18 protein-coding genes and 1 tRNA gene are annotated in these 24,028 nt (G+C 71.7%); 10 read left to right on the top strand and 9 right to left on the bottom strand.

Translation table 11 applies throughout. The annotated features are described in order from the left end of the window. Nucleotides 1–172 precede the first annotated feature (172 nt). On the top strand, nucleotides 173–1,198 hold the full coding sequence (locus ABGB12_RS00870) for a phosphotransferase family protein (RefSeq protein ID WP_347673659.1): 1,026 nt from the start codon (nucleotides 173–175) through the stop codon (nucleotides 1,196–1,198). Here ABGB12_RS00870 and ABGB12_RS00865 read toward each other — a convergent pair. Beyond that, nucleotides 1,195–2,655, bottom strand: coding sequence for a sigma-70 family RNA polymerase sigma factor (locus tag ABGB12_RS00865; protein ID WP_347673658.1), 1,461 nt, complete (start codon nucleotides 2,653–2,655; stop codon nucleotides 1,195–1,197). The two genes, ABGB12_RS00870 and ABGB12_RS00865, sit on opposite strands and share 4 nt — an antisense overlap. 141 nt (nucleotides 2,656–2,796) lie before the next feature. Next, nucleotides 2,797–5,004: a substrate-binding and VWA domain-containing protein gene (locus ABGB12_RS00860; protein ID WP_347673656.1), complete on the bottom strand. Its 2,208-nt coding sequence runs from the start codon at nucleotides 5,002–5,004 to the stop codon at nucleotides 2,797–2,799. 371 nt (nucleotides 5,005–5,375) lie between these two features. Here ABGB12_RS00860 and ABGB12_RS00855 point away from each other — a divergent pair, with 371 nt between their 5' ends. Both ABGB12_RS00855 and ABGB12_RS00850 read left to right on the top strand, forming a co-directional pair. Beyond that, nucleotides 5,376–6,314, top strand: coding sequence for an endonuclease/exonuclease/phosphatase family protein (locus ABGB12_RS00855; RefSeq protein WP_347673654.1), 939 nt, complete (start codon nucleotides 5,376–5,378; stop codon nucleotides 6,312–6,314). A gap of 23 nt (nucleotides 6,315–6,337) precedes the next feature. Beyond that, nucleotides 6,338–7,156 carry an RNA methyltransferase gene (locus ABGB12_RS00850; RefSeq protein ID WP_347673653.1) on the top strand — a complete coding sequence of 273 codons (819 nt, stop codon included), beginning with the start codon at nucleotides 6,338–6,340 and terminating at the stop codon, nucleotides 7,154–7,156. 98 nt (nucleotides 7,157–7,254) lie between these two features. Here the strand turns inward: ABGB12_RS00850 and ABGB12_RS00845 are convergent, their stop codons facing one another. The 3 genes from ABGB12_RS00845 to ABGB12_RS00835 all read right to left on the bottom strand — a co-directional run bounded on the left by ABGB12_RS00845 (nucleotide 7,255) and on the right by ABGB12_RS00835 (nucleotide 13,095). Next, nucleotides 7,255–8,259, bottom strand: coding sequence for a hypothetical protein (locus tag ABGB12_RS00845; protein ID WP_347673651.1), 1,005 nt, complete (start codon nucleotides 8,257–8,259; stop codon nucleotides 7,255–7,257). Between the two features lie 112 nt (nucleotides 8,260–8,371). Beyond that, nucleotides 8,372–8,740: a hypothetical protein gene (locus ABGB12_RS00840; RefSeq protein WP_347673649.1), complete on the bottom strand. Its 369-nt coding sequence runs from the start codon at nucleotides 8,738–8,740 to the stop codon at nucleotides 8,372–8,374. Continuing rightward, nucleotides 8,737–13,095, bottom strand: coding sequence for an SseB family protein (locus ABGB12_RS00835; RefSeq protein WP_347673647.1), 4,359 nt, complete (start codon nucleotides 13,093–13,095; stop codon nucleotides 8,737–8,739). The genes ABGB12_RS00840 and ABGB12_RS00835 overlap by 4 nt, the downstream gene beginning before the upstream one ends. Nucleotides 13,096–13,279: 184 nt before the next feature. On the opposite strand from ABGB12_RS00835, the gene ABGB12_RS00830 reads away from it, so the two are divergent. Next, nucleotides 13,280–13,660 (top strand): hypothetical protein, encoded by a 381-nt coding sequence (locus tag ABGB12_RS00830; RefSeq protein WP_347673646.1) that lies wholly within the window; start codon nucleotides 13,280–13,282, stop codon nucleotides 13,658–13,660. Here the strand turns inward: ABGB12_RS00830 and ABGB12_RS00825 are convergent. Together ABGB12_RS00825 and ABGB12_RS00820 are read right to left on the bottom strand one after the other, a co-directional pair. After that, the gene (locus ABGB12_RS00825) at nucleotides 13,657–15,870 is read right to left on the bottom strand and encodes a transglycosylase domain-containing protein (protein WP_347673644.1); all 2,214 of its coding nucleotides are present in this window, start codon (nucleotides 15,868–15,870) and stop codon (nucleotides 13,657–13,659) included. The genes ABGB12_RS00830 and ABGB12_RS00825 overlap by 4 nt on opposite strands. Before the next feature lie 196 nt (nucleotides 15,871–16,066). Further along, nucleotides 16,067–17,116, bottom strand: a complete 1,050-nt coding sequence (locus tag ABGB12_RS00820) for an FKBP-type peptidyl-prolyl cis-trans isomerase (RefSeq protein WP_347673643.1) — start codon at nucleotides 17,114–17,116, stop codon at nucleotides 16,067–16,069. 284 nt (nucleotides 17,117–17,400) lie between these two features. Between ABGB12_RS00820 and ABGB12_RS00815 the strand changes: the two genes are divergently transcribed. From ABGB12_RS00815 to ABGB12_RS00805, 3 genes are all read left to right on the top strand, one after another. After that, a tRNA-Arg gene (locus ABGB12_RS00815) sits at nucleotides 17,401–17,474 on the top strand. A 142-nt stretch (nucleotides 17,475–17,616) separates the two neighbouring features. Then, a complete protein-coding gene (locus tag ABGB12_RS00810) occupies nucleotides 17,617–19,065 on the top strand; it encodes an AlkA N-terminal domain-containing protein (protein WP_347673641.1) in 1,449 nt (482 codons plus the stop codon). Then, nucleotides 19,062–19,571: a methylated-DNA--[protein]-cysteine S-methyltransferase gene (locus tag ABGB12_RS00805; protein WP_347673640.1), complete on the top strand. Its 510-nt coding sequence runs from the start codon at nucleotides 19,062–19,064 to the stop codon at nucleotides 19,569–19,571. Before ABGB12_RS00810 ends, ABGB12_RS00805 begins: the two co-directional genes overlap by 4 nt. Nucleotides 19,572–19,578: 7 nt before the next feature. On the opposite strand, the gene ABGB12_RS00800 is transcribed toward ABGB12_RS00805, so the two are convergent. Beyond that, the gene (locus tag ABGB12_RS00800) at nucleotides 19,579–20,895 is read right to left on the bottom strand and encodes an FAD-binding oxidoreductase (protein ID WP_347673638.1); all 1,317 of its coding nucleotides are present in this window, start codon (nucleotides 20,893–20,895) and stop codon (nucleotides 19,579–19,581) included. 32 nt (nucleotides 20,896–20,927) lie between these two features. Here ABGB12_RS00800 and ABGB12_RS00795 point away from each other — a divergent pair, with 32 nt between their 5' ends. Further along, nucleotides 20,928–21,902, top strand: coding sequence for a cobalamin biosynthesis protein (locus ABGB12_RS00795; RefSeq protein ID WP_347673636.1), 975 nt, complete (start codon nucleotides 20,928–20,930; stop codon nucleotides 21,900–21,902). A 109-nt stretch (nucleotides 21,903–22,011) separates the two neighbouring features. Beyond that, a complete protein-coding gene (locus tag ABGB12_RS00790) occupies nucleotides 22,012–22,578 on the top strand; it encodes a DUF1444 domain-containing protein (protein WP_347673635.1) in 567 nt (188 codons plus the stop codon). Between the two features lie 12 nt (nucleotides 22,579–22,590). On the opposite strand, the gene ABGB12_RS00785 is transcribed toward ABGB12_RS00790, so the two are convergent. Next, nucleotides 22,591–23,163 carry a helix-turn-helix domain-containing protein gene (locus tag ABGB12_RS00785; protein ID WP_347673633.1) on the bottom strand — a complete coding sequence of 191 codons (573 nt, stop codon included), beginning with the start codon at nucleotides 23,161–23,163 and terminating at the stop codon, nucleotides 22,591–22,593. A gap of 126 nt (nucleotides 23,164–23,289) precedes the next feature. Here ABGB12_RS00785 and ABGB12_RS00780 point away from each other — a divergent pair, with 126 nt between their 5' ends. After that, nucleotides 23,290–23,973, top strand: coding sequence for a DUF4328 domain-containing protein (locus ABGB12_RS00780; RefSeq protein WP_347673631.1), 684 nt, complete (start codon nucleotides 23,290–23,292; stop codon nucleotides 23,971–23,973). Nucleotides 23,974–24,028: the final 55 nt, after the last annotated feature.

Genomic DNA, 24,028 nt, shown 5'->3' with positions numbered 1-24,028 from the left:
GGCGGGGGTTTTCCGCCCTGGATTGGCCAAGTCCTACCGTCCTAACCCACTTACTAGGGGTTAGTCCAGTCAGGCACTACCCGAGTTGAAAGTCCCTTACACGGAGAGAAAGGGCCGCTTGTGGAGGGGGCGGGTGGCGCGGGGTAACCGAGTCGCGTTCTAATTGTCTGCCATGAGCCTCGAACCCGTACCCGGCCTGGATTTCCCTCAGCTGTCGCGCTGGCTGGAGCAGGCCCTTCCCGACGCCGGAGAGCTGACCGGCGCCACCCTGATCGCCGGGGGTAGGTCCAATCTCACCTACCGGCTTGACCTGTCAGGACGGTCGGTGGCCCTGCGCCGCCAGCCGCTGGGCCACGTGCTGCCCACCGCGCACGACATGGCCCGCGAGTACCGGGTGCTCAGCGCGCTGGCCGGGGCCGGCGGGGTTCCGGTGCCCCGGCCGCTGGCACTGTGCACCGACAAGAGCGTGCTCGACGCCGACTTCTACCTCATGGAGTGGGTGGACGGACGCATCCTGCGCACGGTCGAGGACGCCGCGGACGTCACCCCCGAGCAGGCGGGCGAGCTCTCCCAGCGGCTGGCCGAGGCCCTCGCCGCCATCCACACCCTGGACGTGGAGGCCGCGGGACTGGGCGACTTCGGCCGTCCGGAGGGCTACATGGCCCGCCAGCTCAAGCGCTGGGGCCAGCAGTGGGAACGTTCGCAGACCCGGGAGCTGCCCGCCTACGACAAGCTGGTGACCCGGCTCGCCGAGGGGCTGCCGACGCACTCGCCCGCGTCCCTGGTGCACGGCGACTTCCGGCTCGACAACGCGCTCGTCCGGCTGGAGCCGAAGCCGGAGATCGCCGCCGTCGTCGACTGGGAGATGTCCACGCTCGGTGACCCGCTGGCCGACCTCGGCCTGACCCTCGTCTACTGGCTGGAGCCGGGCGAGGCCGAGTTGCCCGTCGGCGCGACGGTCACCGCCGCGCCCGGTTTCGGGACCCGCGCGCAGTTCGTCGAGGCGTACGCGAACCTCACCGGCTTCGACGTCAGCGGCCTGGACTACTACGTCGCGTTCGGCTGCTTCAAGCTGGCGATCATCCTGGAGGGCATCCACGCCCGCTTCCTGCAGAACGCCACCGTCGGCGAGGGCTTCGACAAGATCGGGGACGCGGTGCCCATCCTCATCGACCGGGCACACGCCGTCCTGGGTTAGACGGGTTGTTCCTCCTCTTCCGGAGGGAAGGGGGGGACCTCCTCCAGCGGCGGGCAGTCCCAGGTGACCTGGACGCTGCCCGCCGGGGTGAAGTCGATGTCGACCTCGCCCTCTATGCATGGATCGTCCCGGGTGACCCGGAAGGCCACGGTCCGGCTCTCGCCTTCCGCGAGGGTGCCCGAACCACCGCCGCTCACCTCGGCGTATCCCGCGGCCGACCACTTCACCGGGCCGCCCGCGGCCGTGATGGTGATCGCGCAGGCCCGGGCCGGATAGGCGATGGCGCAGGTGGGCGAGGAGAAGAGCAACTTGCCCGGCTTGGACGCCTTTGAAGGTTTAGCGGTGGGTTTGTCGCTCTGCTCGGGGCTCGCCGTCGAGGCGCTGGGGGTCGCCGAGGGAGACGTGCTCCGCGACGGCTTCGCGGAAGGAGACCTGGTCGTGGTGGAGGTGGGAGAGGGCTCGTCCGCGGGCTCCTCCTCCGGGTCCTCCAGCGGCTCCGCGGTGTACTCGGGCGCGACCTGGCTGGTGTCGGCGGCCTGTGGATTCCCCGCTTCCTCCGGCCGCAGGAGGAAGAGTCCGCCCATGAGCAGCGCGACTGCCGCCGCGCCCGCCAGCGGCCACACCGCGGAGGCCGCCTTCGGCCCGTCTTCTTCGCCTCCCCGGCTTCGCGGCCCGGCGGCCGGGGCCCGGTGCCCCTGGAGGACGCCGTTCTCACAGGGCCACCCGTTCGCGTCGAACGGCAGGGCCCGCCGGGCGATCTGAGCCCTGTCCTGGTCCATGCCCGGGTCCAGCGCGCTGGCCAGCACCCGCTGCTCCAGGTTCGGCGGGGTCATCGCGGTCGGAAGGACGGCCAGCAGCCGTCCGAGCTGGATCCGGCGGTGCCCCACCCGGGCCTCGACGGCGTCGGCGAGCTCGTCGCGGGACCCCTCGGCCAGCGCCGCGGCCTCCTCCAGGGAGAGCCCCAGCACTCCGGCGAGCTCGGTGTCCGACAGCCCGTGCCGGATCGTCAGGTCGACCGCCTCGCGCTGCCTTCCGGTGAGCGCGCGCAGCGCGTCGTGCGCGAGGATCCGCGCCTCGTGGTACCGGCGGCGCTCCTCCATGGACTGGAACTGATCCGGGGCCTCGGGCGCCGGCCGCCGCTGGGCGGGACGGTCGGGGCCGCTCAGGATCCGCTGGCACTCCCGCCTCGCCAGCGCGTACAGCCAGCCGCGCAGGTGGCGGACGTCGCGCAGCCGCTCGGCGTGGGCCTGGGCGGCGAGCAGAGTGTCGTGCAGGACGCGCGAGGCGTAGGGCTCGTCTCTCAGCAGGGCGTGGCAGTAGTCGAAGAGCTGAGGGCCGTACCTGTCGTAGACCCGGGTGAGCGCGTCGGTGTGCCGCGCCCGCAGCGCACGGACGAGCTCCTGGTCCTCGTGTACGGCGTCGTGCAAGGCGTCGTGCTGACCTGTCCAACCGGCCAACGCAGGCCTCCAGCAGTCGGGGTAGGGATCCGCTTACATGACGGCTCGCACTGTGTCACGGTTGACAGGGATACGTCCATATCTGGAAGAGGGGCACGGCCGATGGCCGTGCCCCTCTTCCGTCGTCCGTTCAGCGCCGGGTCAGCAGGTGGTGCCCTCCTGGCCCGCGCACATCCGCCGGGAGAGCGCCTTCAGGAAGATCTGGGTGATCTCCTCGGGCGTCCTGGGGATGTAGGCCTCGCCACCGGTGAGGTTGGTGATCCGCTTCATGGTCTTGAGCTGGCCCGGACCCGAGCCGATGCTCACCATGATGACCTGGATCGGCTTGCGCTTGTCGACTTCGTTCTTCAGCTGCGTCAGCAGCTGGTTCAGGGTGATGCCGCCGTTCGGGTCGTCGTTGCCCAGACCGTCGGTGAACAGCACGATCGAGTTGATGCGGCCCGGCTGGTGGGTCTTCTTCATGTGCTGGTAGGAGGCGAGCACCGTGTCGTAGAGGCCGGTGTTGCCGGTCGGGATCGCCTTGATGCCCAGCAGCCCCTGCTGGATGCGGCGCAGGTGGTTGGCCGAGCCGAAGCGCTTGTTGAGCTGCTCGACCGGCACGACCTCCTTCCAGTCCTGGTCCCCGACCAGCCGGTCGGAGAAGACCCAGGTGCCGATCTGGCTGTCGGGCGGGAACTGGGTCAGGCCCTTGGAGGCGATGGTGAGGATCGTCTGCATCCGGCTCGGACCGCCCGGGGTGATCGGCTGGGCCATGGTGCCGGAGATGTCGACGACCGAGAGCATCCGGATCGCCAGGGAGAGCTTGGACCAGTCCTGAGTGATCTTGTAGATCTCCTCCGGGGTGCTCAGCGGCAGCACCTTGATGCGCTGGGCGCTCAGCCCCATGCTCTGGGTGAAGGTGGCCGGGGCCTTGCGGTCCGGGCTGCGGAAGCCCAGCGCCTGGTAGTTCTTGACGGCGTCCGGAGAGCTCAGCGTGTTGGCCAGCTCCTGGGCGGCCTTCGCCTTGGCCTTGTCCTCGGTGGTGACGGTCACCGGGTAGTCGAGGCTCACCATGCCCTCACTGGGGTAGATGGTGACGGCCTTCTCCTTGGGGTTGCCGGTGTTGTGCGCGTACACCGACTGCTCGGGCGCGATCAGCAGCGGGAAGCGCTTGCGGGAGTCCTGGTGGAAGTTCTGGTAGAGCGAGTCCACCGAGGGGACGGTGTGGTTGCGGATCGTCTGCGCGATGCCGGTGAAGATGGTGTCGGCGTACTTGTCGCTCTGCAGCAGCGTGCGCAGCATGGAGATGGACGACATCCCGGCGCCGGTGTTGACGGGGTCGGGTACCCGCATGTTCAGCAGCTTCGGGTCGATGAGCTGGTTCTTGGTGACCGCGCCGCCCTCCAGGCCGCCCGCGGCCTTCAGGAGGTTGTCCCAGGAGGGGTTCTCGGCGAAGCCGTTCTTCTGCAGGTACATCGCCAGCGTCTGCGGGACCGCGACGACCACCGGGGTGGAGGCGATCGAGACCTTGGTCGGGGTGATGGCCTTCTCGTGGGTGGCCTGGACCAGGTTGGACCACAGCGACGAGTCGGGGATCCACACGTCGGGCTTGGTGGTCTGGCCCGCCGAGACGCCCTCGCCGGTCAGCACGGTGCGCACGGCGCCGGGGTCGGTGCCCACGATCTTCGCCGTGTAGCAGGCGCCGTCGATCTCCTTGCCGTCGAACGCCTCCGCGGACTTCGTGACGGCCGGGGCGATGTCCTTGGCCACCGCGACGGTCAGCGTGGTCGAGGAGCCCGAGCAGCCGCCGCCGCTCTTCTGGGTGAAGGCGTAGATGGCGACGCCCAGCAGCAGCGCGAGGCCGACCGCGCCGGCCAGCGGGCCGATGAGCGCGCCCTTCTTGCGCTTCTTGCGGGTGCCGTAGGCGCCGGAGTTGAAGGCGTAGTCGCCGCTGGAGTAGACCCCGCTGCCGCCGCCGCGGTTTCCGGACGAGGACTGGCCGGGACCGGTGGGGAAGGGGCGGTCGTAGGAGCTGGTCGAACTGTTGGCCGAGGAGGAGCCGGACGGGGGGACCGGTGCCGACAGATAGGGTTCGGACGCCGCCGGGTTCTGCGAGTATGAGGGGCCGCCAGGATCGGAGGCGCCGGTGAATCCGCCGGAGCCGAACGACGAACCGGAGGCGCGCGAGGCGAACCACTCCGGCTGGCCGTTGGAGTCGTTGACGGTCCGGTCCGCGGGGAGTCCGGGATTGCCCGCCGAGGAGCCTCCGGCCGCCCGCGGGCTGAACCAGTCACTGCTGTCGGCGGACGGATACTCCGAGGAGGAGCCGTATCCACCCTCGCCCGGGAGGTCGCCGGGGGGACGAGTCATGGTGCTCTCCGGGTTCTTCATGGGGCCGTGCCTGGTCCTGGGCGCACCGGGCGTTGGTCGGAGGCACTTTAGCCGTATCACCCAGGTGTTACAAAGGTGTCTAAACCGTTGATCTAGCGGCGGAACGCTGCATGTCCGGATTTAATTGGATTACCTGTCGGTAGCTAAAGGGGGGAGGGCGCCCCTGTGTCCGCCGGTATGCCCTACGACACAGCCGAGAGAGATACCTTGCCTGGGGTGACAACTCCCCTCGCCCCCCGTTCGTTGAGGTTGTCGTGGGTACTGAAGCTGTGACCGAAACGTTGTCGGACGAACCAGGGAAGACCCGGCGTCCAGCGAAAAAACAGACCGCATTCGATCCCGGAGGAGGGGTGCGGAGCTGGGCCGCGTGGTCGGTCACCGCCCTCTGGGCGGGCTGGGCACTGGGCTGGGCACTGGGCCTCGACGGGCTGGCGTTGTTCGAGCCGGTGGCCGTGCCGCTCATCTCCCTCACCCCTTACCTGGCGGCGGCCGCGCTGGTCCCCGTCCTGATCGCCGCTCTGCTCCGCCGCTGGTACGCGGCACTGGCCGCGACGGTGGCGGCCCTCGCCTTCGGGGCGATGCTCCTGCCCCGCGCCACCGTCGACGCGCAGGTCGGCGCGGACGGCCCCAAGCTGCGGGTACTGACCGCCAACGTCTTCTTCGGGCGGGCCTCCATGGGGGAGCTCGTCCGCATCGTGGAGCGCGAACGGGTGGACGTGCTGAGCGTCCAGGAGTTCACCCCCGACGCCCAGAGCGGCCTCGACGAGCAGGGGTTGCGGGCACAACTTCCCTACGAAGTGGTCGATCCGAGATGGGGTGCGGGCGGCTCGGCGCTCTACTCCCGGTACCCGCTCACCGAGCTCCCCGCGCTGCCCGAGACGGTCATGGCCCACCCCCGCGCCGCCCTCGAACTGGACGGACGGCGGATCGAGATGACGGCGGTCCACCCGCTGCCGCCCCTGCCGGGCGAAGGACTCGAAGACTGGAAGCACTCGCTGTCCACTCTGCCGTCCGCCGGCTCGGACGACGGAGTGATCCGGGTGCTCGCGGGGGACTTCAACGCCACCCTCGACCACGCGCGCTTCCGCGGCCTGCTCGACCGCGGCTACACCGACGCCGCGGACCGGCGCGGCGAGGGCCTGGCCAGCACCTGGGGCTTCTCCGGCTTCCCCCGGCTGACGCTCGACCACATCCTGGTCCCGCGTAAGGTGGCGGTCCGGTCCTACGACGTGCTGCGGCTGTCCGGCAGCGACCACCGCCCCGTCCTGGCCGAACTCCAGCTTCCCTGACCGACCCTGGGACAATCAGCGCCATGGCCGAACTCATCCACGTCCCCGACGCCTCCGACCCCCGGCTGGCCGACTACGTCCGCCTCACCGACGGCCAGCTGCGCAAGAGCCTGGAGGCCGAGGAGGGCCTGTTCATCGCCGAGGGCGCCAAGGTCATCCGCCGGGCCCTGGAGACCGGCCACCGCCCCCGCTCGATCCTCATGGCCGAACGCTGGCTCGAATCCCTCTCCGACGTGCTGCCCGCCCTCGACTGCCCCGTCTACCTCGTCTCCGACGCCACCGCCGAGGCCCTCACCGGCTTCGCCGTCCACCGGGGCGCCCTCGCCTCCATGACCCGCCTCCCCCTCCCCACCCTCCCCGAGGTCCTCGCCGGCGCCCGCCGCGTCATCGTCCTGGAGGACCTCGTCAACCACACGAACGTCGGCGCGATCTTCAGGTGCGCGGCGGCGCTCGACGTGGACGCGGTGGTGCTGGCCCCCCGGTGCGCGGACCCGCTGTACCGCAGGTCGGTGAAGGTGTCGATGGGGGCGGTGTTCGCGCTGCCCTACGCCCGGATGGAGGACTGGCACAAGGACCTCGCGGCGGTGCGGGAGGCGGGCTTCAGGCTGCTCGCGCTCACACCGGCGGAGAACGCGCTCGACCTGGAGGAGGCCGTCGCCTCGGCGGGGGAGAGGGTCGGCCTGCTCCTGGGCTCGGAGGGAGACGGACTGTCCTCCCACTGGATCTCCGAAGCCGACGCGGCGGTGCGGATCCCGATGAGCGAGGGCGCGTCGGCCAGAGGCGTGGACAGCCTCAACGTCGTGGCGGCGGCGGCGATCGCCTGCTACGCGCTCACCCGATAAGCCCGCGGCTCACCCGTTCACCGCACGGATCGGCGAAATCCGCTTCCGCCGAGCGGGATCGCGGCGAACCGGCCCCGCCGTGCGTTCCCACGGGCGGATCAGCGGGCGAATCGGCCCCGGGTGAGGCGCCGGTGAGCGCCTCGGACGGGACGCTTCAGCTGGATGAACAAGGCGGCGAAGAGCGTGAGCAGCATGCTCAGCCAGATGGCCTGGACGCGGGCGAGCCTGTCCATGTCGTCGGTGCCGCCAGGGCGGATCGCCGCGACGTTCTGAGAGGCGCTCAGAGGCTGGGAGGCGGAGGAAGGCCCAGCCACCACCAGGGGGAGCTGGGCGCTGTTGTTATCCGGCGGCGAATCGCCGGGAAGGGCCGTCTGCGGGGCGGTCGAGGGGAGCACCGAGTAGGGGGTCGCCGCCGGGCCCGGAGGCGCGGACGCCTGGGGAGCCGGCGTCGCGGAGGGTACGGGGGACGCCGTGGGAGTGCTCGTGCCCGGAGCGGACGCGCTGGGAGTGGCGGTGCCCTTCTTCGCGATGGTGAGGAGCTGGACGACCGTCTTGGGGGCGGCGGAGCGGGCAGAGACGGCCGCGGTGACACGCAGTGAACCGGGTGCGGCGGTAGCGGGGACGGACAGCTCCACAGGGACGAAATCCCCCTGGGCCGTCACGTCACCGAGGTTGCAGGTGTCCGAGGCGAGCGTGCAGGTGGGGGCGACCTTGACTCCGCCGCTCGCCGTCACCTTCAGCTTGGCGGCTTTCGCCACCGCTCCCGCCGCGTAGACGTGCGCCGTCGCCTTCACCTTGTCGCCCGGCAGGACGGCCGATTCGGGGATCGACAGGACGACGTGCAACTCGGGAGCCGCGGTGGGCGTCTCCGTCGGTTCGTCCCCGGTGTTCCCGTCGACGTCGTCATCCGTCTCATCACCCGTGTCGGCGTCCTCCGGCGGCGTGCTGGGAGAAGGCGTCTGCGACGGGGCGGAGGAGGGGCTTTCCACGGAAGGGGAAGGAGGGGGAACCGGTTCGTCAGTGGGGTCCGCGGCCCCCACGGCGGTGGCCACGAGGACCAGCGCCGCCGCCAAAGTCGTGCCCGTCCTCGGAGAAGGGTGCACGCCTTAAGACCTCCGCATCCGTATAGGACTCAGGTGTACTTTCAGCAGCCTTCGTTAAGGCTATCCGTACACGGAACGGATGATCGAATCAATGTGAAGTCGGCGTTATACCTCAGATGAACTCCTCGTGGAGTTCCTCCACTTCCGCCCGCGGTGCCCAGGTCTGCCACACTCCGTGGTCGATCCGGTCGAGGCCGAGCCGCTCGGCCACCGGACCCCGGCCGCCGACGTACTCCACCCGCAGCCAGGTCTCGTGCTCGCCGACCACGATGAACCGCTCCCCCCGCCAGCGGCAGGCCGTCCGGACGTAACGCAACCGCTCGATCTCCGAGGCCGGCACGCTGCGACGGTACCGGCCCGGACGAGTCTCGGCGAAGCCCTCGGCGGGTTGCGTCGTGTACAGGCGGACCTCGCCTTCCGGAGTCGGGCTCGCCTCGTATTCCGAGCCCTTCCAGATCGCGACGTAACCATCCCGGATCACTGCGGGACCTCCTTGGGCTGCTGGGCCGACGTCCAGCCCAGGACGTCGGCGTCGTAGACGGCCACCAGGGTCGCCGTCCCGTCTCCGCCGATGAGGTACAACTCGGCTCCGGTGGGCAGCCTGGTGCTGTCGCTCTTGAACTCGCGGATGCTGCCGGCCGAACCCGGCGCGAAGCCGTCGCCCTGGAACGGGCCGTGCTCGATCACCCAGCCCGCCTCGCCCCACGCGTGCAGCTCCTCCTCGGTGCGTCCGCCGAACGGCACCCGGTAGAGGTCCTCGCAGTGGGCGTGCCAGCGCAGGACGTACACCGCCTCGTCGGAGAGGGAGAAGGGGGATTCGGGGTACAGCAGGCCGAGGGCCTGGTAGAGCTGCGCCGGGGTGGCCAGCTCGGCGCAGTCGGCCAGCGGGTGGATGAACCCGCCGACCCGGTCGTACCCCTGCTCCAGATACCAGCCGACGTGGCCGTGCGGCAGCACCTTCTGCATCACCATCACCTGGGGTCCCCGCTCGCGCGGAGCGGGGATCTCCACGATCGGGTTCTCCGCCGAGGTGGCCTCGGGCGAGATGCCCGCCTCGGGCGAGACGCCCGCCTCGGCGGGGGCGTGCGGCGCCGCGTAGGGCTGCGCGAGCTCCCGGTGCTGGCCCTGGCGGACGGGCAGCCCCACGGACACCGCCCACTCGCTGAGCTCGCGGACCTGACCGCCGGTCAGGGACGCGCCGATCCGGGTGCCGGGGTTGAGGTGCAGCGTCCAGTCGGTGCGGCGCCAGTGCGAGATGAGGTCGGTGAAACCGACGGTGACGTACCGGATGTCGCCCACGGTCTCCTGCAGCCGCAGGTGCGAGGTGAACACCCGGACGGACGCCCCCGGCCCGGGCGGGCTGGCCGACAACGCGGCCGACCAGTCGAAGTCCGGGTGCTCGGGGGAGAGTTCCTCGGGCGCGGTGGCCGGGACCGGGACGAGCACCTGGGCGGCCAGCGTCACCCGCAGGAAGTCGTCGGTGTCGCCCGCGAGCACCGCCTCATCCAGGTCCTGGTCGACCCGGTTGCCGGGTTCGAAGTGGGCGGGACGTGCCCGCTGCGGTTCGGCCGGGGCGACGGCGGCGCGCAGCCGGTCTCCCGGCACGGTCAGGTCGATGGGCGTTCCAGGGTTGAGCACCAGGGCCCAGCCGTGCTCCGGCCAGTTCGCGGCGAGCTCCCGGAAGTCCGGCATGACGAACCGGGACTGGCCGACCGCCTCGTGCATCCAGCGCGGAGAGGTGAACGCCATGATCGCCTGCTCGCCCTTGAGGGGCACCGGGTGCCAGGGGAAGTCCGGTTCGCCCGGCCTGGCGCCCCAGGGCGTGTCCGGGTCGGCGGGGATCATCACCTGGGCGGAGGTCAGCAGTCCGAAGAACGTCTCGGCGTCCCGGCGCTGCGCCGCCTCGTGCAGCCGCTGCTCCAGCTCGTTCTGCGGGGAGAAGAAACCGGGCCGTTCGAGGGCGAGCTGGTCCACCCAGGTCGACACCAGCGGCAGCTGCTGCCCGGTCAGCGTCGCCGACGCGGGCGTGCCCGGGTTGATGGCCAGCGTCCAGCCCAGGTCGGGCCAGTGCCGCACCACGATCGGGAACGGCACCCGCACGTAGTCGACCTGCCCGATCACGTCCAGCAGCCGCTCGGGCGAGGTGAACGCCGGCACCGCCGGAGTCCCGTCGATCTCTCCCGGCTGCCACGGGAATCCGGGACGGCTCGGCCGCGCCGCCGCGTCCGTGCCCGGCGGCACCGGCAGCAGCAGCTCCGCTCCCATCAGCGCCTTGACCAGCGACTCCTCGTCGGCGGCCCGCACCAGCTCGGTCTCCACCGGATTGGCGGGGAGGAACCGCCCCCGCCCGGCGGACGCCGCGGCCCGTTCGGGCCCTCCGGCCGCGGGCTCGGTCCTGATCTCCTCCACGATCGGCGGCAGCCCGTCGATCTGCGTCTGCGCCGGGTCGTCCCCGGCCGCAGGACCCCGAGCGTGCTCGGCGGATCCGAAGACCCGGGCCCCGTCGTCCGGCACGGCATCTGGAACGCTCCCGTGCTGTTCGGGCTCCTGCCGTCCGAGCAGCGCGGCCACCGCGTCGGGAATTTCCCCGCCGCTCCGCTCCGGCCCCGTGACCGGCGCCACGGGCACCTCCGGCATGGGCACCTCCGGCATGGGAACCCCGCTCTGCGGAGGCTCCTGGCCGCCGTCCGCGCCGGATCCTTCGTTCCGCTCGGAGGAGGCATCGGGCTCGGGCCTCCCGCTCCCCGGAATCTCCTGACCGGTGACGGCTCCCGGCACTCCGGGCGCCTCCTCCGCCGAAGGCGCGGGCTCGGAAGCCTCACCCGAATCCGGCCCGCCTGCGAAGCCCTCCCGTTCCGAAGCCGCACCGGAAGCCCCGTCTCCCGCGGAAGCGACGCCCGCGTACGGGCCTTCCGGTCCGGCGGGCATGTCGGAAGTCATGGCTCCGCCCGAAGACCCCTGCTCGGGGAGAGCGACGGTCTGCGGCGCTGCCGTGTGCGGGGCTTCCGGCTCGGCGGGTACCTCGGGGGCCGCGCCCTTGGGCGTAGCCGCCGGTTCGAGGGATCCGACGATATGCGGGGCTTCCTGTCCGGCGGGTGCTCCGGGGGCCGTGTCCTCGGCCGCTGCCGCCTGCTCGGGGGAAGCGACGGTGTCGTGCGGGGTTTCAGGTTCGGCGGGCGTGCCGGGAATCGTGTTCCCCGCCGAAGCCACGTGTTCGGGAACGTCGGTGGTCTGCGGCGCTCCGGTGCGGAGGGCGTCCTGTCGCGTGTCCGCTCCAGGAGCTCCGGGAGCAGTGTTCCCGGCGGAAGAGGCCTGTTCGGGCGAGTCGGCTGCCTGGGCGGCTCCGGCGCGGAGGGTTCCCGGCGTGGTGGGAGCGCTGGAAGGCACGGCCTCCGCAGGGAGGGTCCGTTCGGGAGAGGCGGCGGTCCGCGGCTCTCCGGCGGGGGAGATCGTCTGGTCGGCGGGTGCTTCGGGCGTGCCGGGGAGGGCGGGACCGGCAGGAAGGGTCTGCCCGGCCGTGTCGGAGGCCTGCGGTGCCTCCGGGCGCGGACTCGTGTGTTCGGCGGGCGCCCCGGGGACGGCTCCAGCGGGAGCCGTCGGGGAGCCGGAGGCCTGAGGGGCCTCGGCGGACGCGCCGGGGGTGTCACCGGCCTGAGCGGGAGGTTCGGAGGAGGTGTTCTCCGCACCGGGCATACCGGGGGCCGCGGTGCCGGGGATGTCTCCGGCCGGGGGCGTCCGGTCGGGGAAGGCGGGGGCCGTGGTCTGCGGCGGCCCCGTGTACGGCGTGCCCTGCTCGGGGAGCGCGCCGGGGGTCACCGGGCCGGGGATGCCGCCGGCCCGGGGGAGGCGGTCGGGGGAATCGGCGGGCAGGGGCGTCCCCGCGTACGGACCCTCCGGGCCGGCCGGTGCGCCGGGAAGGCGCGTCTGCTCGGCGGAGGCGAAGGAATGCGGCGCTCCGGCCGACGGGATTCCCGGTTCGGGTGACACGCCGGGCGCGCCGGGGAGGCCGTCGGCCTGAACCGGTTGCACGGAGACGGGGTTCGGTTCTCCCTGACGCGGGGTGCTCTGCTCGGGCGTGCCCGGAGTGCGGGGGGCGTCACCCGGGAAGGGGACCTGCCCGGAGGCGGGCCCGGGGGCTTCGAGGTGCGGCATTTCCACGGGGGCCGCGGGGCCGGAGGCGTGCGCGGCCTCCCGCCCGGCCGGGACGCCGGGAGCGGGGGGCGCGGGGACGTCGGCGGGAGCGGAGAGGCCGCGGAGGGCGGCGAGGACCTTGGCCGCCTGCTGGGTGGCGTCCTGGAGGGAGCCGCTCTCCTGGACCGCCGCGAGGGCGCTCTGGACGGCGGGGGAGTCCGGGCCGAGGGGATCGGCGGCGCCGGGGGGAGGAACGGGAACGGCCCGCGGAGGCGCGGCGGGGCGGGGAAGACCCAGCAGGACGGGCCGGGGGTCGCCGTCGGCGACCTGGCGGAGGAACCAGGACGGCAGCAGGGCCTGTGGTGGAAGAGTCAGGTCCACGGCGAGCCACCAGTGGGAGTGGGGCCAGGCCGCGGCCACGTCGGCGAACCTCAGCCGCAGGTGGTGCTGGAAGCGGGGGCCGAGATGGGCGCGCATCGCTTCGGGAGAGGTGTAGGCGAGCACATGGGTGCGCCCGTCGACCTCCTGGGTCGGCCAGACGGGCTGGACGGTGTCGGCGAGCACCTGCTCTGCCGTTTCCGGCGGGAGCGGGACGATCAGGTCCGCTCCGGCCAGGACGCGGAAGTACCCCTCGGGGTCGGCGGCGTCGATCGCCCCGACCAGAAGGGTCTCCAGGTCGGTGGTGGGCTGCCATTCGTCGGCCACGTTAAGCCACTCCTTGGGCGTGCTGCGGACCCGTCTACCTTAATGCGGGCTTCATGCGGACCAGCGCTCAGTCTGTGGACGAAGTCGAACGCGGGCGGCGGAGGGAAACTCCGCGCACCCGCCTGCGGACCCTGCCCGTGCGCAATCATGGGAGCCTTGAGGATCACATCCCTGGAGGAATCGCATGCAGGCGGGGCGTAGCGCGCTCATCATCGTCTTGGTGACGGTCACGGCGTTGTCGGGATGCGGGGTCGTGGAGAGCATGACCGGCAACAAGAACGAGGTGTGCGCCGAGACCCAGCAGGCCTTCACCGACTTCGGGAAGAAGCTGAAGACCCTGCCCTCCACGGACAACGCCGCGTGGGGCCAGGCCGCGGACGACTTCGCCGCCGCCCTGGACGGCCTGGCGGCCAAGGCGGACGATCAAGAGCTCGGCCGGACCCTCAAGGACCTGGCGGCCTCCTGGCGGGACGCCTCGCCCGGTCTGAGCCAGTCCGGCGACGTCGCCCCGCTCACCGCGCTGCTGCGGGACCAGCCCGCGCGCTTGAGCGGGGCCTGCGGCTAAGGCTCCTGGGGGATGTCCTCCGGCACCGGGTCGACTCCCGGGTCGCCGGGGCCCGGGTCGGGCAGGACGATGTCCTCGTCCGGGTTCTCCGGCTGAGGCCCGGGCTCCTCGTTCGGCGGCGGCTCCTCCTCGTCCGGCGGGGTGCTGGGCGAGGCCGGGTCGGTGGCCGAGGGGCTCGGGTCGGCGTCGGGGTCGGTGGGCTCGTCGGCCGGCACCGGGTCGGGCTGGTAGGTGTAGTAGGTCGACGGCTCGGGGAACTCCTCGGCCTCCATGTTCGCGGTGGCCTCGGTCATGAAGGCCCGCCACACCTGCGCGGGCAGCACGCCGCCGTAGGCCGAGTAGCCGCGCAGATCCAGCGGCTTGTTGGGGTATTTGGTGTGGAAGATGCCTACTGAGGTGGACATCTGCGGGATGAACCCGTTGAACCACACCGCGGCACCCTTGTCGGTGGTGCCCGTCTTACCGGCCACATCCCGTCCGTCGTAGAGCTGGGCCGAGGTGGCGGTGCCGCTGGTGACGACCTGCCGCAGCGCGTACGTCGCGTCGGCGGCGACGTCCTTGCTGAACACCCGGACGCCTTCGACCTCGACCTTCTTCGTGCGGCCCGTCCGGTTGGTGAAGGACTTGATGACGTGCGGGGCGTGGAAGACGCCGTCGTTGGCGAACGCCCCGTACGCCCCCGCCTGCTGCGTCGGGCTCACGTCCGCGACGCCCAGCGCGTACGTCTCGGACTTGTCGGCGCCGTTGGCGGTCAGCTGCGAGCGGGGGATGCCCATGCTCTCGGCCATCTTGGTGACCTCGGAGTTGCCGATCTCCTTGGCGAGCCGCACGTAGGCGGTGTTCACCGAGTCGCGGGTCATCTGGACGAGGTCGAGGTAGCCGTAGCTCCCCCCGTGGGAGTTCCTGACGGGCGTCCCGTCGGCGGCGGTGTAGGTCGAGCCGTCCACGGTGTCGGTGAGCTCCTTGCCGTCGGCCAGCGCGGCGGCCAGCACGTACGGCTTGAACCCCGACCCGGCCTGGGCGCGCAGCCCGAAGGCGCTGCTCATCTGCTCCTTGAGGTAGTCGCGCCCGCCGTAGAAGGCGAGCACCTCACCGGTCTGCGGGTCGACGGCGCTCAGGCCCACCCGCTGCTCCTTGGGCATGTCGGACGGGACGTTGTCCTGGACGGCCTTGACCGCGGCGTCCATCAGCGGCTTGCGGAAGGTGGTGATGACCTTGAATCCGCCCAGGGCGAGCCGGCGGTCGGAGACGCCGTGCTTGTCGTGCAGTTCCTTCTTGGCCACGTTGACCATGTAGCCGACCTGGCCCTGGTAGATGTTCTTCTGCTTCTGCTTGGCCGGGGTCGGGAACTTGAGCTTCGCGGCTTCTTCCTGGGTGAGCGCTCCGGCGGTGACCATGCCGTTCACGACGTACTGCCAGCGCTCCTTGAGCTGCTCGCGGTTGTTCTTGGTGACCTTCTGGTAGAGGCTCGGCTGCTGGATCGTCGCGGCCAGGTAGGCGCTCTCGGCCGGGTTCAGGTCCTTGGCGTCCTTGTCGAAGTAGGCCTGTGCGGCCGCCTGGACGCCGTAGCTCTGCCGCCCGAAGTAGATGGTGTTGAGGTACTGCTCCATGATCCAGTCCTTGTCCTGGGACCGGCTCACCTTGAGCGAGACCATCACCTCCTTGAGCTTGCGGAAGACCGACCGCTCCTGGCTCAGCCCGCTGTAGTAGTTGCGGACCATCTGCTGGGTGATGGTGGAGCCGCCCTGCACCTGGGTGCCGGAGACGGTGGACCAGAAGGCGCGCACGGTCCCCTTGAAGGAGACGCCCGGGTCGGTGTAGAAGCTGCGGTTCTCCGCGGAGATGACCGCCTGCCGCATCGCCTCGGAGACCTTGTCCAGCGGGACGGGCTGGCGGTTGGTGCCCTCCTGGGCGATGACCGTCTTGCCGTCGGCGTAGTAGAAGACGTTCAGCTGCTCGCGGGCGCTGACCTGTTGGGTGGAGGGGACGGGGGTGAGGAGGTAGGCGACGGCGAAGGCGACCACGCACGCCCCGATCAGGCCGAGCACACCGTAGGAGATCTTCCGGATCAGCCGTCCCGGTCTGCGCGAGGGAAGGCCGGGCTGTGGAGAGGGGACGATGCTCTCGGCGGGCCCGTCGGTCTCAGCGGTCCCGTCGGTCTCCCCGTCGCCGTCCTCGGCCCGCGGGTGCTCCTCGTTCTCGTTCACCATGCCCCCGTTACCTTTCCGTGACCTTGACCCTACCTCGAACGGTCCGGTTCCACGCCCGTCCGACGGGGCTCCGGCGGAGCCCTGCCGTTCAGGAGAATTGCGGGCAACCTTCAAGAAGACGGTCGAAGCCGGTGAAAGGTTGCCCAGAAAGCGGAAAACGGCCGGCCTCTTCCCGGGAGGCCGACCATTTCCGCGATCAGTAGGACGTCAGGACGTCGACGACGAAGACCAGGGTGTCGTCTCCCTTGATCTTGGCGCTCTCGTTGCCCTTCTCGCCGTAGCCGTCGGCGGGCGGGATGACGAGCAGCACCCGGCTGCCGGCCTTCAGGCCGACCAGGGCCTTGTCCCAGCCGGGGATGACCGCGCCGGTGCCGATCTCGAAGGAGGCGGGCTCGCCGGTGGCGTAGCTGGAGTCGAACTCCTTGCCGCCGTCCCAGATCACGCCCTTGTAGTGGGCGGCCAGCTTCTGGCCCTTCACGACGACCGGGCCGCTGCCCTCGATGAGGGTCTTGACGGTGAGCTCCTTGGGCGCGTCCGCGTCGGGCAGCTCGATGCCGGGCGCCTCGCCGTCCTTCTTGGGCGCGGTGACCTTGGGCAGCTTGTCGTCGTCCTGCGCGGCCATGTCGCCGCTGATCTTGTACTGCTTGGTCACGACGTCCACGACGAAGATGACGTTGTCGCTGGGCTTCAGGCCGGTCTGGTCGCCGGTCTCACCGAGTTCCTTGACCGGCATGGTCACCAGGTAGCGGCTGCCCAGCGTGGCGCCGTTCATGGCCTCGTCGAGCTTCTTGAAGCCGCTGCCGCCCTGGGCGCCCACCGGAAGCGCGGTCGGGCCGTCCCCGCTGTAGCTGCTGGACTTCTCCTCGAACTTCTTGGCGCCCGTCCACTGATAGGTCTCGAAGTTGACGTACGCGGTGTCGCCGTTCTGCAGCTTCTCTCCGTCGCCCTTGATCAGCCGCTCGACACGGCTGGTGCTGTAGGGCTTCACCTCGGGGAAGGTGATCTTCGGGTCCTTGTTGAAGGCGCCCGTGATGGTGAAGTTCTCCTCCGGACGGGTCAGCATGTACGCGCCGCCCGCGACGCCGGCGATGATCGCCAGGACCAGGACCGCGACCCCGGTCTGCTTGATGCGCTTCTTGCGCAGTTCGGCCTTGTTGGCGGGACGCCGCAGGGAGCCCCTGCCCTTGTTGATGCCGTGGGGGGTGAAGTCGGTGCGACTGATGTCCCGGGCGCTCGGCAGCTTCACACCTGGGGTCTTCTCGTTGTCCGACATGGTCCTCTTGTTTCCAGCTCGACGACAGCAGGCAGGGTGGGCCACACTCTTTCAGCTCCGACCTAAGCCCGGAGTGAAATCACCCCAAAATACCGGCTCCCCGCACCCGGGGCCGCGCGATGGCCCTCAGCCTCCCACGCACCGGGTCCCCCGGCTTCCCGGCCGGGACGTGTATCGATGCCGTGTCGGGGACGAATCGGGCACAAATCTGCTGTTCCGGCGGCCTCCCGTGCCTTACACTCGGGGCGCGAAAGTGTGCGCCCATAGCTCAGCTGGATAGAGCAACGGACTTCTAATCCGTCGGCCGGGGGTTCGAATCCCTCTGGGCGCGCTGCCCGGCGACCCGCCGCCACCGTTCGATCGGTAGCGGCGGGTCGCTTCATATCCGGCATGTCCCGATGAAGCCGACCGCCCGGGTCGCGGTGGCCGAAAACCGCCAGTGCCGCACCGCTCCGTCGCCCACACTGGGAAGGGTGGACGACGAGAGCCGCTACAGGGCGGTACGCAGCAGGGACGCCCGGTTCGACGGGGAGTTCTTCTTCGCGGTGCGGACCACCGGGATCTACTGCAGGCCCAGCTGCCCCGCCACCACGCCGCTGCGCCGGAACGTGCGGTTCTACTCCAGTGCGGCGGCCGCGCAGCGCGACGGGTTCCGCGCCTGCAAGCGCTGCCGCCCGGACGCGGTGCCGGGCTCGGCGGCCTGGCACGTGCGGGCCGACGCGGTGGCCAGGGCGATGCGGCTGATCGCCGACGGGGTCGTCGACCGGGAGGGCGTCGACGGGCTCGCCGCCCGGCTGGGCTACAGCCCCCGGCAGCTGCGGCGGCAGCTGACCGCCGAGGTCGGCGCCGGACCCGTCGCCCTGGCCCGGGCCCAGCGCGCCCAGACCGCGCGGGTGCTGCTGCAGACCACCGGCCTGCCGATCACCGAGATCGCCTTCGCCTCGGGCTTCGCCAGCGTCCGCCAGTTCAACGACACCATCAAGAAGATCTACGCGGTCACTCCCGGGGAACTCAGGGCCGCGGGCCCGGGCCCCTCCTCGTCCTCCGCGTCGGGGACGGCGCTGCGGCTGGCCTACCGGGGCCCGTACGCGGCCGGGGAGATCTTCGACTTCCTGGCCCGCAGGGCCGTGCCCGGCGTGGAGGAGGTCGAGGGCCCCCCGGGCTCCCGCGTCTACCGGCGCACCCTCCGCCTGCCTGGGGGCCCGGGGATCGCCGCCGTCCACGAGGCCGGCGGAGACCGCGGCTGGCTCGACTGCGTCATGAGCCTGAGCGAGGTGAGCGACCTCACGGCCGCGACCCAGCGGATCCGCCGCCTGTTCGATCTGGACGCCGACCCCCACGCGATCAGCGAGCGTTTCGCGGCGGACCCGATTCTGGGCCCGGGCTCGGCGGAGGCTCCCGGCCTGCGCGCCCCCGGCGCGGCCGACCCCCACGAGGCCGCCTTCCGCGCGGTGCTGGGCCAGCAGATCACCGTGGCCGCCGCCCGCACCCAGGCCGCCGCGCTGGTCTCCTCCTACGGCACCCCCCTGCCGGAGCCCTCCGGCGGCCTCACCCATCTCTTCCCCACGGCGGAGGCACTGGCAGCCGCCTCTCTGGAGGAACTGCGCATGCCCCGCGCCCGCCGGGAGACCCTGCGGACGCTCGCCGAGGCGCTCACCGCAGGAGACCTCGTCCTGGACACGGGGGCGGACCGCGACGACGCGGAGAAGAGCCTCCTGTCCCTGCCCGGGATCGGCCCGTGGACCGCCGCCTACATCCGCATGCGCGCCCTGGGAGACCCGGACGTCCTGCTGCCCGGCGACGTGGCGCTGAACCGGGCGCTGGCCCGGGTGGGCCACCCCGACCCCGCCGCCTGGGCCCCCTGGCGTTCCTACGCCACCCACCTGCTGTGGAACTCGCTGCCCGGAAAGGCCCGACCATGACGCTCTACACCACGTTCTCCAGCCCTCTGGGCGTTCTGCTGCTCACCGGCGTCCGCACCGGGACGGGCCTGGCGCTGTCCTCCCTCTCCCTGCCGGACCAGCGCAACGCGCCCGTCCGGGCCGACACCTGGCGCCACGCCCCGACCGACTTCACCGAGGCCGTCTCCCAGCTGGAGGCCTACTTCTCCGGCGATCTCAAGGAGTTCGACCTGGACTTCACCACCACCGGCACCCCCTTTCAGCGCCAGGTGTGGAGCGCCCTGGAGGCCCTCCCGTACGGCACGACCACCACCTACGGCGAGCTCAACGCGGTCCTCGGCGGCACCCCCGCCCGCGCCCGCGCCATCGGCGCCGCCATCGGCGCCAACCCCCTCCTCATCGTCCGTCCCTGCCATCGCGTGATCGGCTCCACCGGCTCCCTCACCGGCTACGCCGGCGGCCTCCCCGCCAAGAAGGCGCTCCTCACCCTGGAAGGAGCCCTTCCCGCACCCCTCCCGCACCTCTGACCCGGGCTCAGGGAAGCAGGGCGCCGGGGTTGAGGAGACACCCGGGGTCCAGGGCCCGCTTGACGGCGCGGAAGGCCGCCAGCTCGGCGGGGGAGCGGCTGAGGTGGAGCCAGGAGCTCTTGGCCCGGCCCACGCCGTGCTCGGCGCTGATGCTGCCGCCGGCCAGGGCGACACGGCGCAGGACGGCGTCGGTGGGGTCCTGGCCGCCGATCAGGTTGACGTGGAGGTTGCCCTCGGCCAGGTGGCCGAAGAGGTAGAGCTCGGCATCGCCGATCAGCCCCGGCAGATCGTCAAGGAAGGCGGGGAGTTCGCCGAGAGGGAGGGCGACGTCCAGCTTCACGGGGACGCCCCGGCTGTTGATCGCCTCGGTGTGGGCCTCGCGGTAGCGCCACAGGCGGTGGCGGTCGGCGGCGTCGGCGGCGATCACGATCTCGGCGGCGGGCAGGGACTCCAGGACGGCGTGCAGCTCCGGCTCCGGGTCGCGCGAGGCCGCGCACTCGACCAGGAGGTAGACGGCGTGCTCCTCGCGGGTGGGGGAGGGAAGGCCGGTGTGCCCGCGGACCAGGCGCAGGCCCTCGGGCAGGAAGAACTCGGCCATCTCCAGGGAGTCCAGGGGGCGCAGGACGGCCAGCGCGGCGAGGGCCGCCGGGACGTCGGGAAGGCCCAGGAGCGCGGTGGCGCGCCGCTCCAGGAGGGGGACCAGGCGAAGGCGGGCCGCCGTGATGATGCCGAGGACACCCTCGCTGCCGGTGAACGGGAGCTCGAAACCCGTGTTGTCCTTGGGGAGGCCGCCCAGCCGGGAGATCACCGAGCCGTCGGCCAGGACGGCCTCCACCCCGATCACGTTGGCGCGGGTCGTCCCGTAGCGCAGGACCCGCTCGCCGCCCGCGTTGGTGGCGACCATCCCGCCGACGGTCGCGGCGTCGCGGGCCGCGAAGTCGACCCCGAAGTCCAGGCCGGCCGCCCGGACGTGCCGTTGCAGCGAGGCCAGGACGACGCCCGCGCCCGCCGTCACCTGCAGGGCGGCGGCGTCCACCGGGCCGAGCCCCGTCAGGCGCCGCAGGGAGAGCACCACCTCGCCCCCCATCGGCACCCCGCCGCCCACCAGGCCGGTGTTGCCTCCCTGCGGCACCACCGGCACGCCCTCCCCGGCACAGATCCGCATGACCTCCGCGACCTCGGCGGTATCGCCGGGAAGCGCCACCAGCGGGGTGCTTCCGCGCCAGCGACCGGTGAAGTCGGTGCAGTACCCGGCCGTGACCGAGGGGTCCGTCACCACCCGCGTGACCAGGGAGAGCCGTTCAGAGAGCCGTTCCATCAGCATGCCTTCGATTGTGGTGCACTACGGTCGGTCCGATGCGGGTGAGAGGTGGATCTGTGGATCGTGCGGGCAGGTCGCGGGCCATCGGGCTGCTCCTGGGAGTCGGCCTGGACGTGGTGTTCGCCGACCCCAGGCGAGGACACCCGGTGGCGGGGTTCGGCGGTGCCGCGGCGAGGCTGGAGAAGCGGATCTACGGCGACTCCCGGGCTCGGGGCGCCGTCTTCACCGGCCTCTGCGTCGGGACCGTGGCCGCGCTGGGCGTCCTGGCCGAGCGGAGGCGCCACCCGGTGGTCCGCTGCCTGCTGACGGCCGGGACGACCTGGGCGGTGCTCGGCGGGACGTCCCTGGCCAGGGAAGGAACGATCATGGCCCGGCACCTGGAGGAGGGCGACCTCGACGCGGCCAGGGCCAGGCTCTCCCACCTGTGCGCCCGCGACCCGTCCGGTCTGGACGCCGACGCCCTGGCCAGGGCGACCGTCGAGTCGCTGGCCGAGAACACCGGCGACGCCGTCGTCTCCCCGCTGCTGTGGGGCGCCGTCGCGGGGATCCCCGGTCTGGTCGCCTACCGGGCGGTCAACACACTGGACGCGATGGTCGGCTACCGCAGCGTCCGCTACGAGCGTTTCGGCTGGGCCTCGGCCAGGCTCGACGATCTGGCCAACTGGGTCCCCGCCCGGATCACCGGCCTGCTGACCGTCCTGGCCGCGCCCTCCGTCGCCGAGAACGGCGCGCGCAAGGCGGTCGCCGAGTCCTGGCGGGTCCTGCGCCGGGACGGGGCCCGCCATCCCAGCCCCAACGCCGGACGCTGCGAGTCCGCCGCGGCGGGGGCGCTGGGCGTCCGCCTGGGAGGCGCCAACTCCTACGGGGGCAGCCTGGAGATCAGGCCGGAGCTCGGGGACGGCGGCAAACCCCGGGTCAAGGACGTGCGCCGCGCGGTTCGCCTGAGCCGTGCCGTCACCGCGGGCGCCGCCCTGACCGCGGCGCTGCTGGCCCTGCGCGGACGCGGCTGAGGGGCCTCCCGCCCGGGGCCGCCCGAGACCCGCTTGACCCGCCGAAAGGCGGCGGTCTCCACCAGCCGCTATCGTGATCCGCCGAAGAACGAGCACGGAGGTCCGGAAGATGAGCGAACCGTACGACCTGATCGTCCCGATCCTGGGCGCCCGGGTCCCGGTCGACGTCAAGCTGGACTTCCCGCTGCCGCCGGACGAGACGCCCCTGCGGGAGGACTTCTCCGGCGAGCTGTACCTGACCTACGGGCTGGACCAGCCGCCGTCCGAGGACGGCAGGACCCGCTTCGAGCCGGTCACCCCGCGCCTGCTGCGCGAGCTGGGCCTGCAGGCCGACCAGCTGCGCGCCAAGGCCGCGGGCAACCTGCGGGTCCGCCGCCCCGACCTGGCGCTGAACTGGTTCCCCGGCGTCCAGGCGGTGACCGTCACCGTCGGCGGAGACCTGGAGGCCGGGCTGCTGCTCGACGAGCCGTTCCTGGAGAAGCTCGCCCAGGAGATGGACGGCGACCTGGTGGTCGGGGTCCCGGCCCGCGACGCCTTCACCGCCACCGGATCCCGGGACGAGCAGGGCCTGGCGAAGCTCCGCTGGGTCGCCGACCGGGTCTGGGCCAGGGGAGACCACCTGCTGTCGCGGCGGCTGCTGATCCGCCGCGACGGCCTGTGGGTGCCGTTCGGCTGAGCCGGACGCCGGTCAGCGCAGTTCGCGCAGCCCGTCCCGGAAGGCGCGGGTGTCGACGTCCCCGAAGAGGGTGCGCTGCACCATGTACCCGTGGATCAGCGCCACCAGCGTGCGGATCACGTTGAGCGCCGGCACCTCCCGGGTGATCAGCCCGGTGCGCTGGTAGAGCTCGACGTACCACAGCAGCGCCTTGGTGAACTCCGCCGCGGCCCGGTCCTCCCGTTCGTCCAGCGCCGAGGCGCGCAGGGCGGCGCTCCACACCTTCACGGCCAGGCCGGGAAAGCCCTGCTCGACGTGGGGGAAGGCCTCCACCGGCGTGGGCATCCGGCCGAAGGCGGCGGCGAAGACCCGGTGCACCTCGGCTTCGGTCTCGTCGGCGAACGCGGCGATCACCTCGTCCCTGCCGCGGAAGTAGCGGGTCACTCCGGTGAAGGAGACCCTGGCCTCGGCGGTCACGTCCCGCATCGAGGTGGCGTGGAAGCCGTTGCGGATGAAGCAGCGGCGGGCGGCGTCGAGGATCTGGGTGCGCCGGGGGTCGGGGTTCAGGGCGGGGAGAGGGGTGTTCTCTACGCTGTCTCGGGGCATGAGAGGTAGGTTTCCCCGCCGAGCCCCCACGTGGCGTATTCGACACCCAAAGCGCCGGTCAGCAGTACGTACACTGCGAGAAAAGACTGAGTTTCTGAAAGCGCGAGTGTCTGTCGGGAGTCGGCCATGCCCTGTGGGCTGTGCGGGGACATCATCCCCACTGTCTCTACCCGCTGTCCCGCCTGCGGTGCCTGGTCGCACCGGCGGGACTTCCGGGCGCTGGCCATCGGCCTTTTCGTGCTGTTGGGCTTCAACGCCTTCCTGGCGCTGGGGTCGGCGGTGAGCATGATGCGGCTGCTGGCCGGGCTGGACGGGGAGAACCCCTTCTCCTACGACGCCGCGTTCACCCTGCCGGTACTGCGCGCCTACAGCGACGTCTTCCTGATCTCCGGAGTGCTCGCGGCGGTGACCGGGGTGCTCTTCCTCGCCTGGTTGTGGCAGGCGCACGGGCAGGCGCCGGGCCCGCTGCGCTACCGCAGGGGCTGGACGGTCGGCTCCTGGCTCGTGCCGGTCGCCAACCTGTGGATGCCGCCCCGGCTCGTGCACGACGTCTGGGTCTCCAGCGGCCGTTACCGCATGGCGGGCCGGCACGGCGTCATGCTGGTCGTGACGGCCTGGTGGGCGAGCCTGCTGGGCGGGACGGCGCTGGCCAGGGTCTTCCCCGGCATGGGCGCCGGTTCGCTGGCCGACGCCAGGCTCGCGGTGGAGACGGGCATAGCCGCGGCGGGCGGTCTCGCCCTGGCCGCGACCCTCTGCATGGCGTTCGTCTTCCAGGTCACCCGGCTCCAGCTGTCCCCCGTGCTGCGCTGAGGCGGTTCAAGGCGGGCGGGCGCGGTGGTCCCGGCCGATATTCTTGGGCGCCCTC

This window comes from Actinocorallia sp. B10E7 (assembly GCF_039871655.1).
GTDB lineage: Bacteria > Actinomycetota > Actinomycetes > Streptosporangiales > Streptosporangiaceae > Actinocorallia.
The sequence above is the reverse complement of the archived record's forward strand: the minus strand, read 5'-3'. Positions and strand labels throughout refer to the sequence as shown.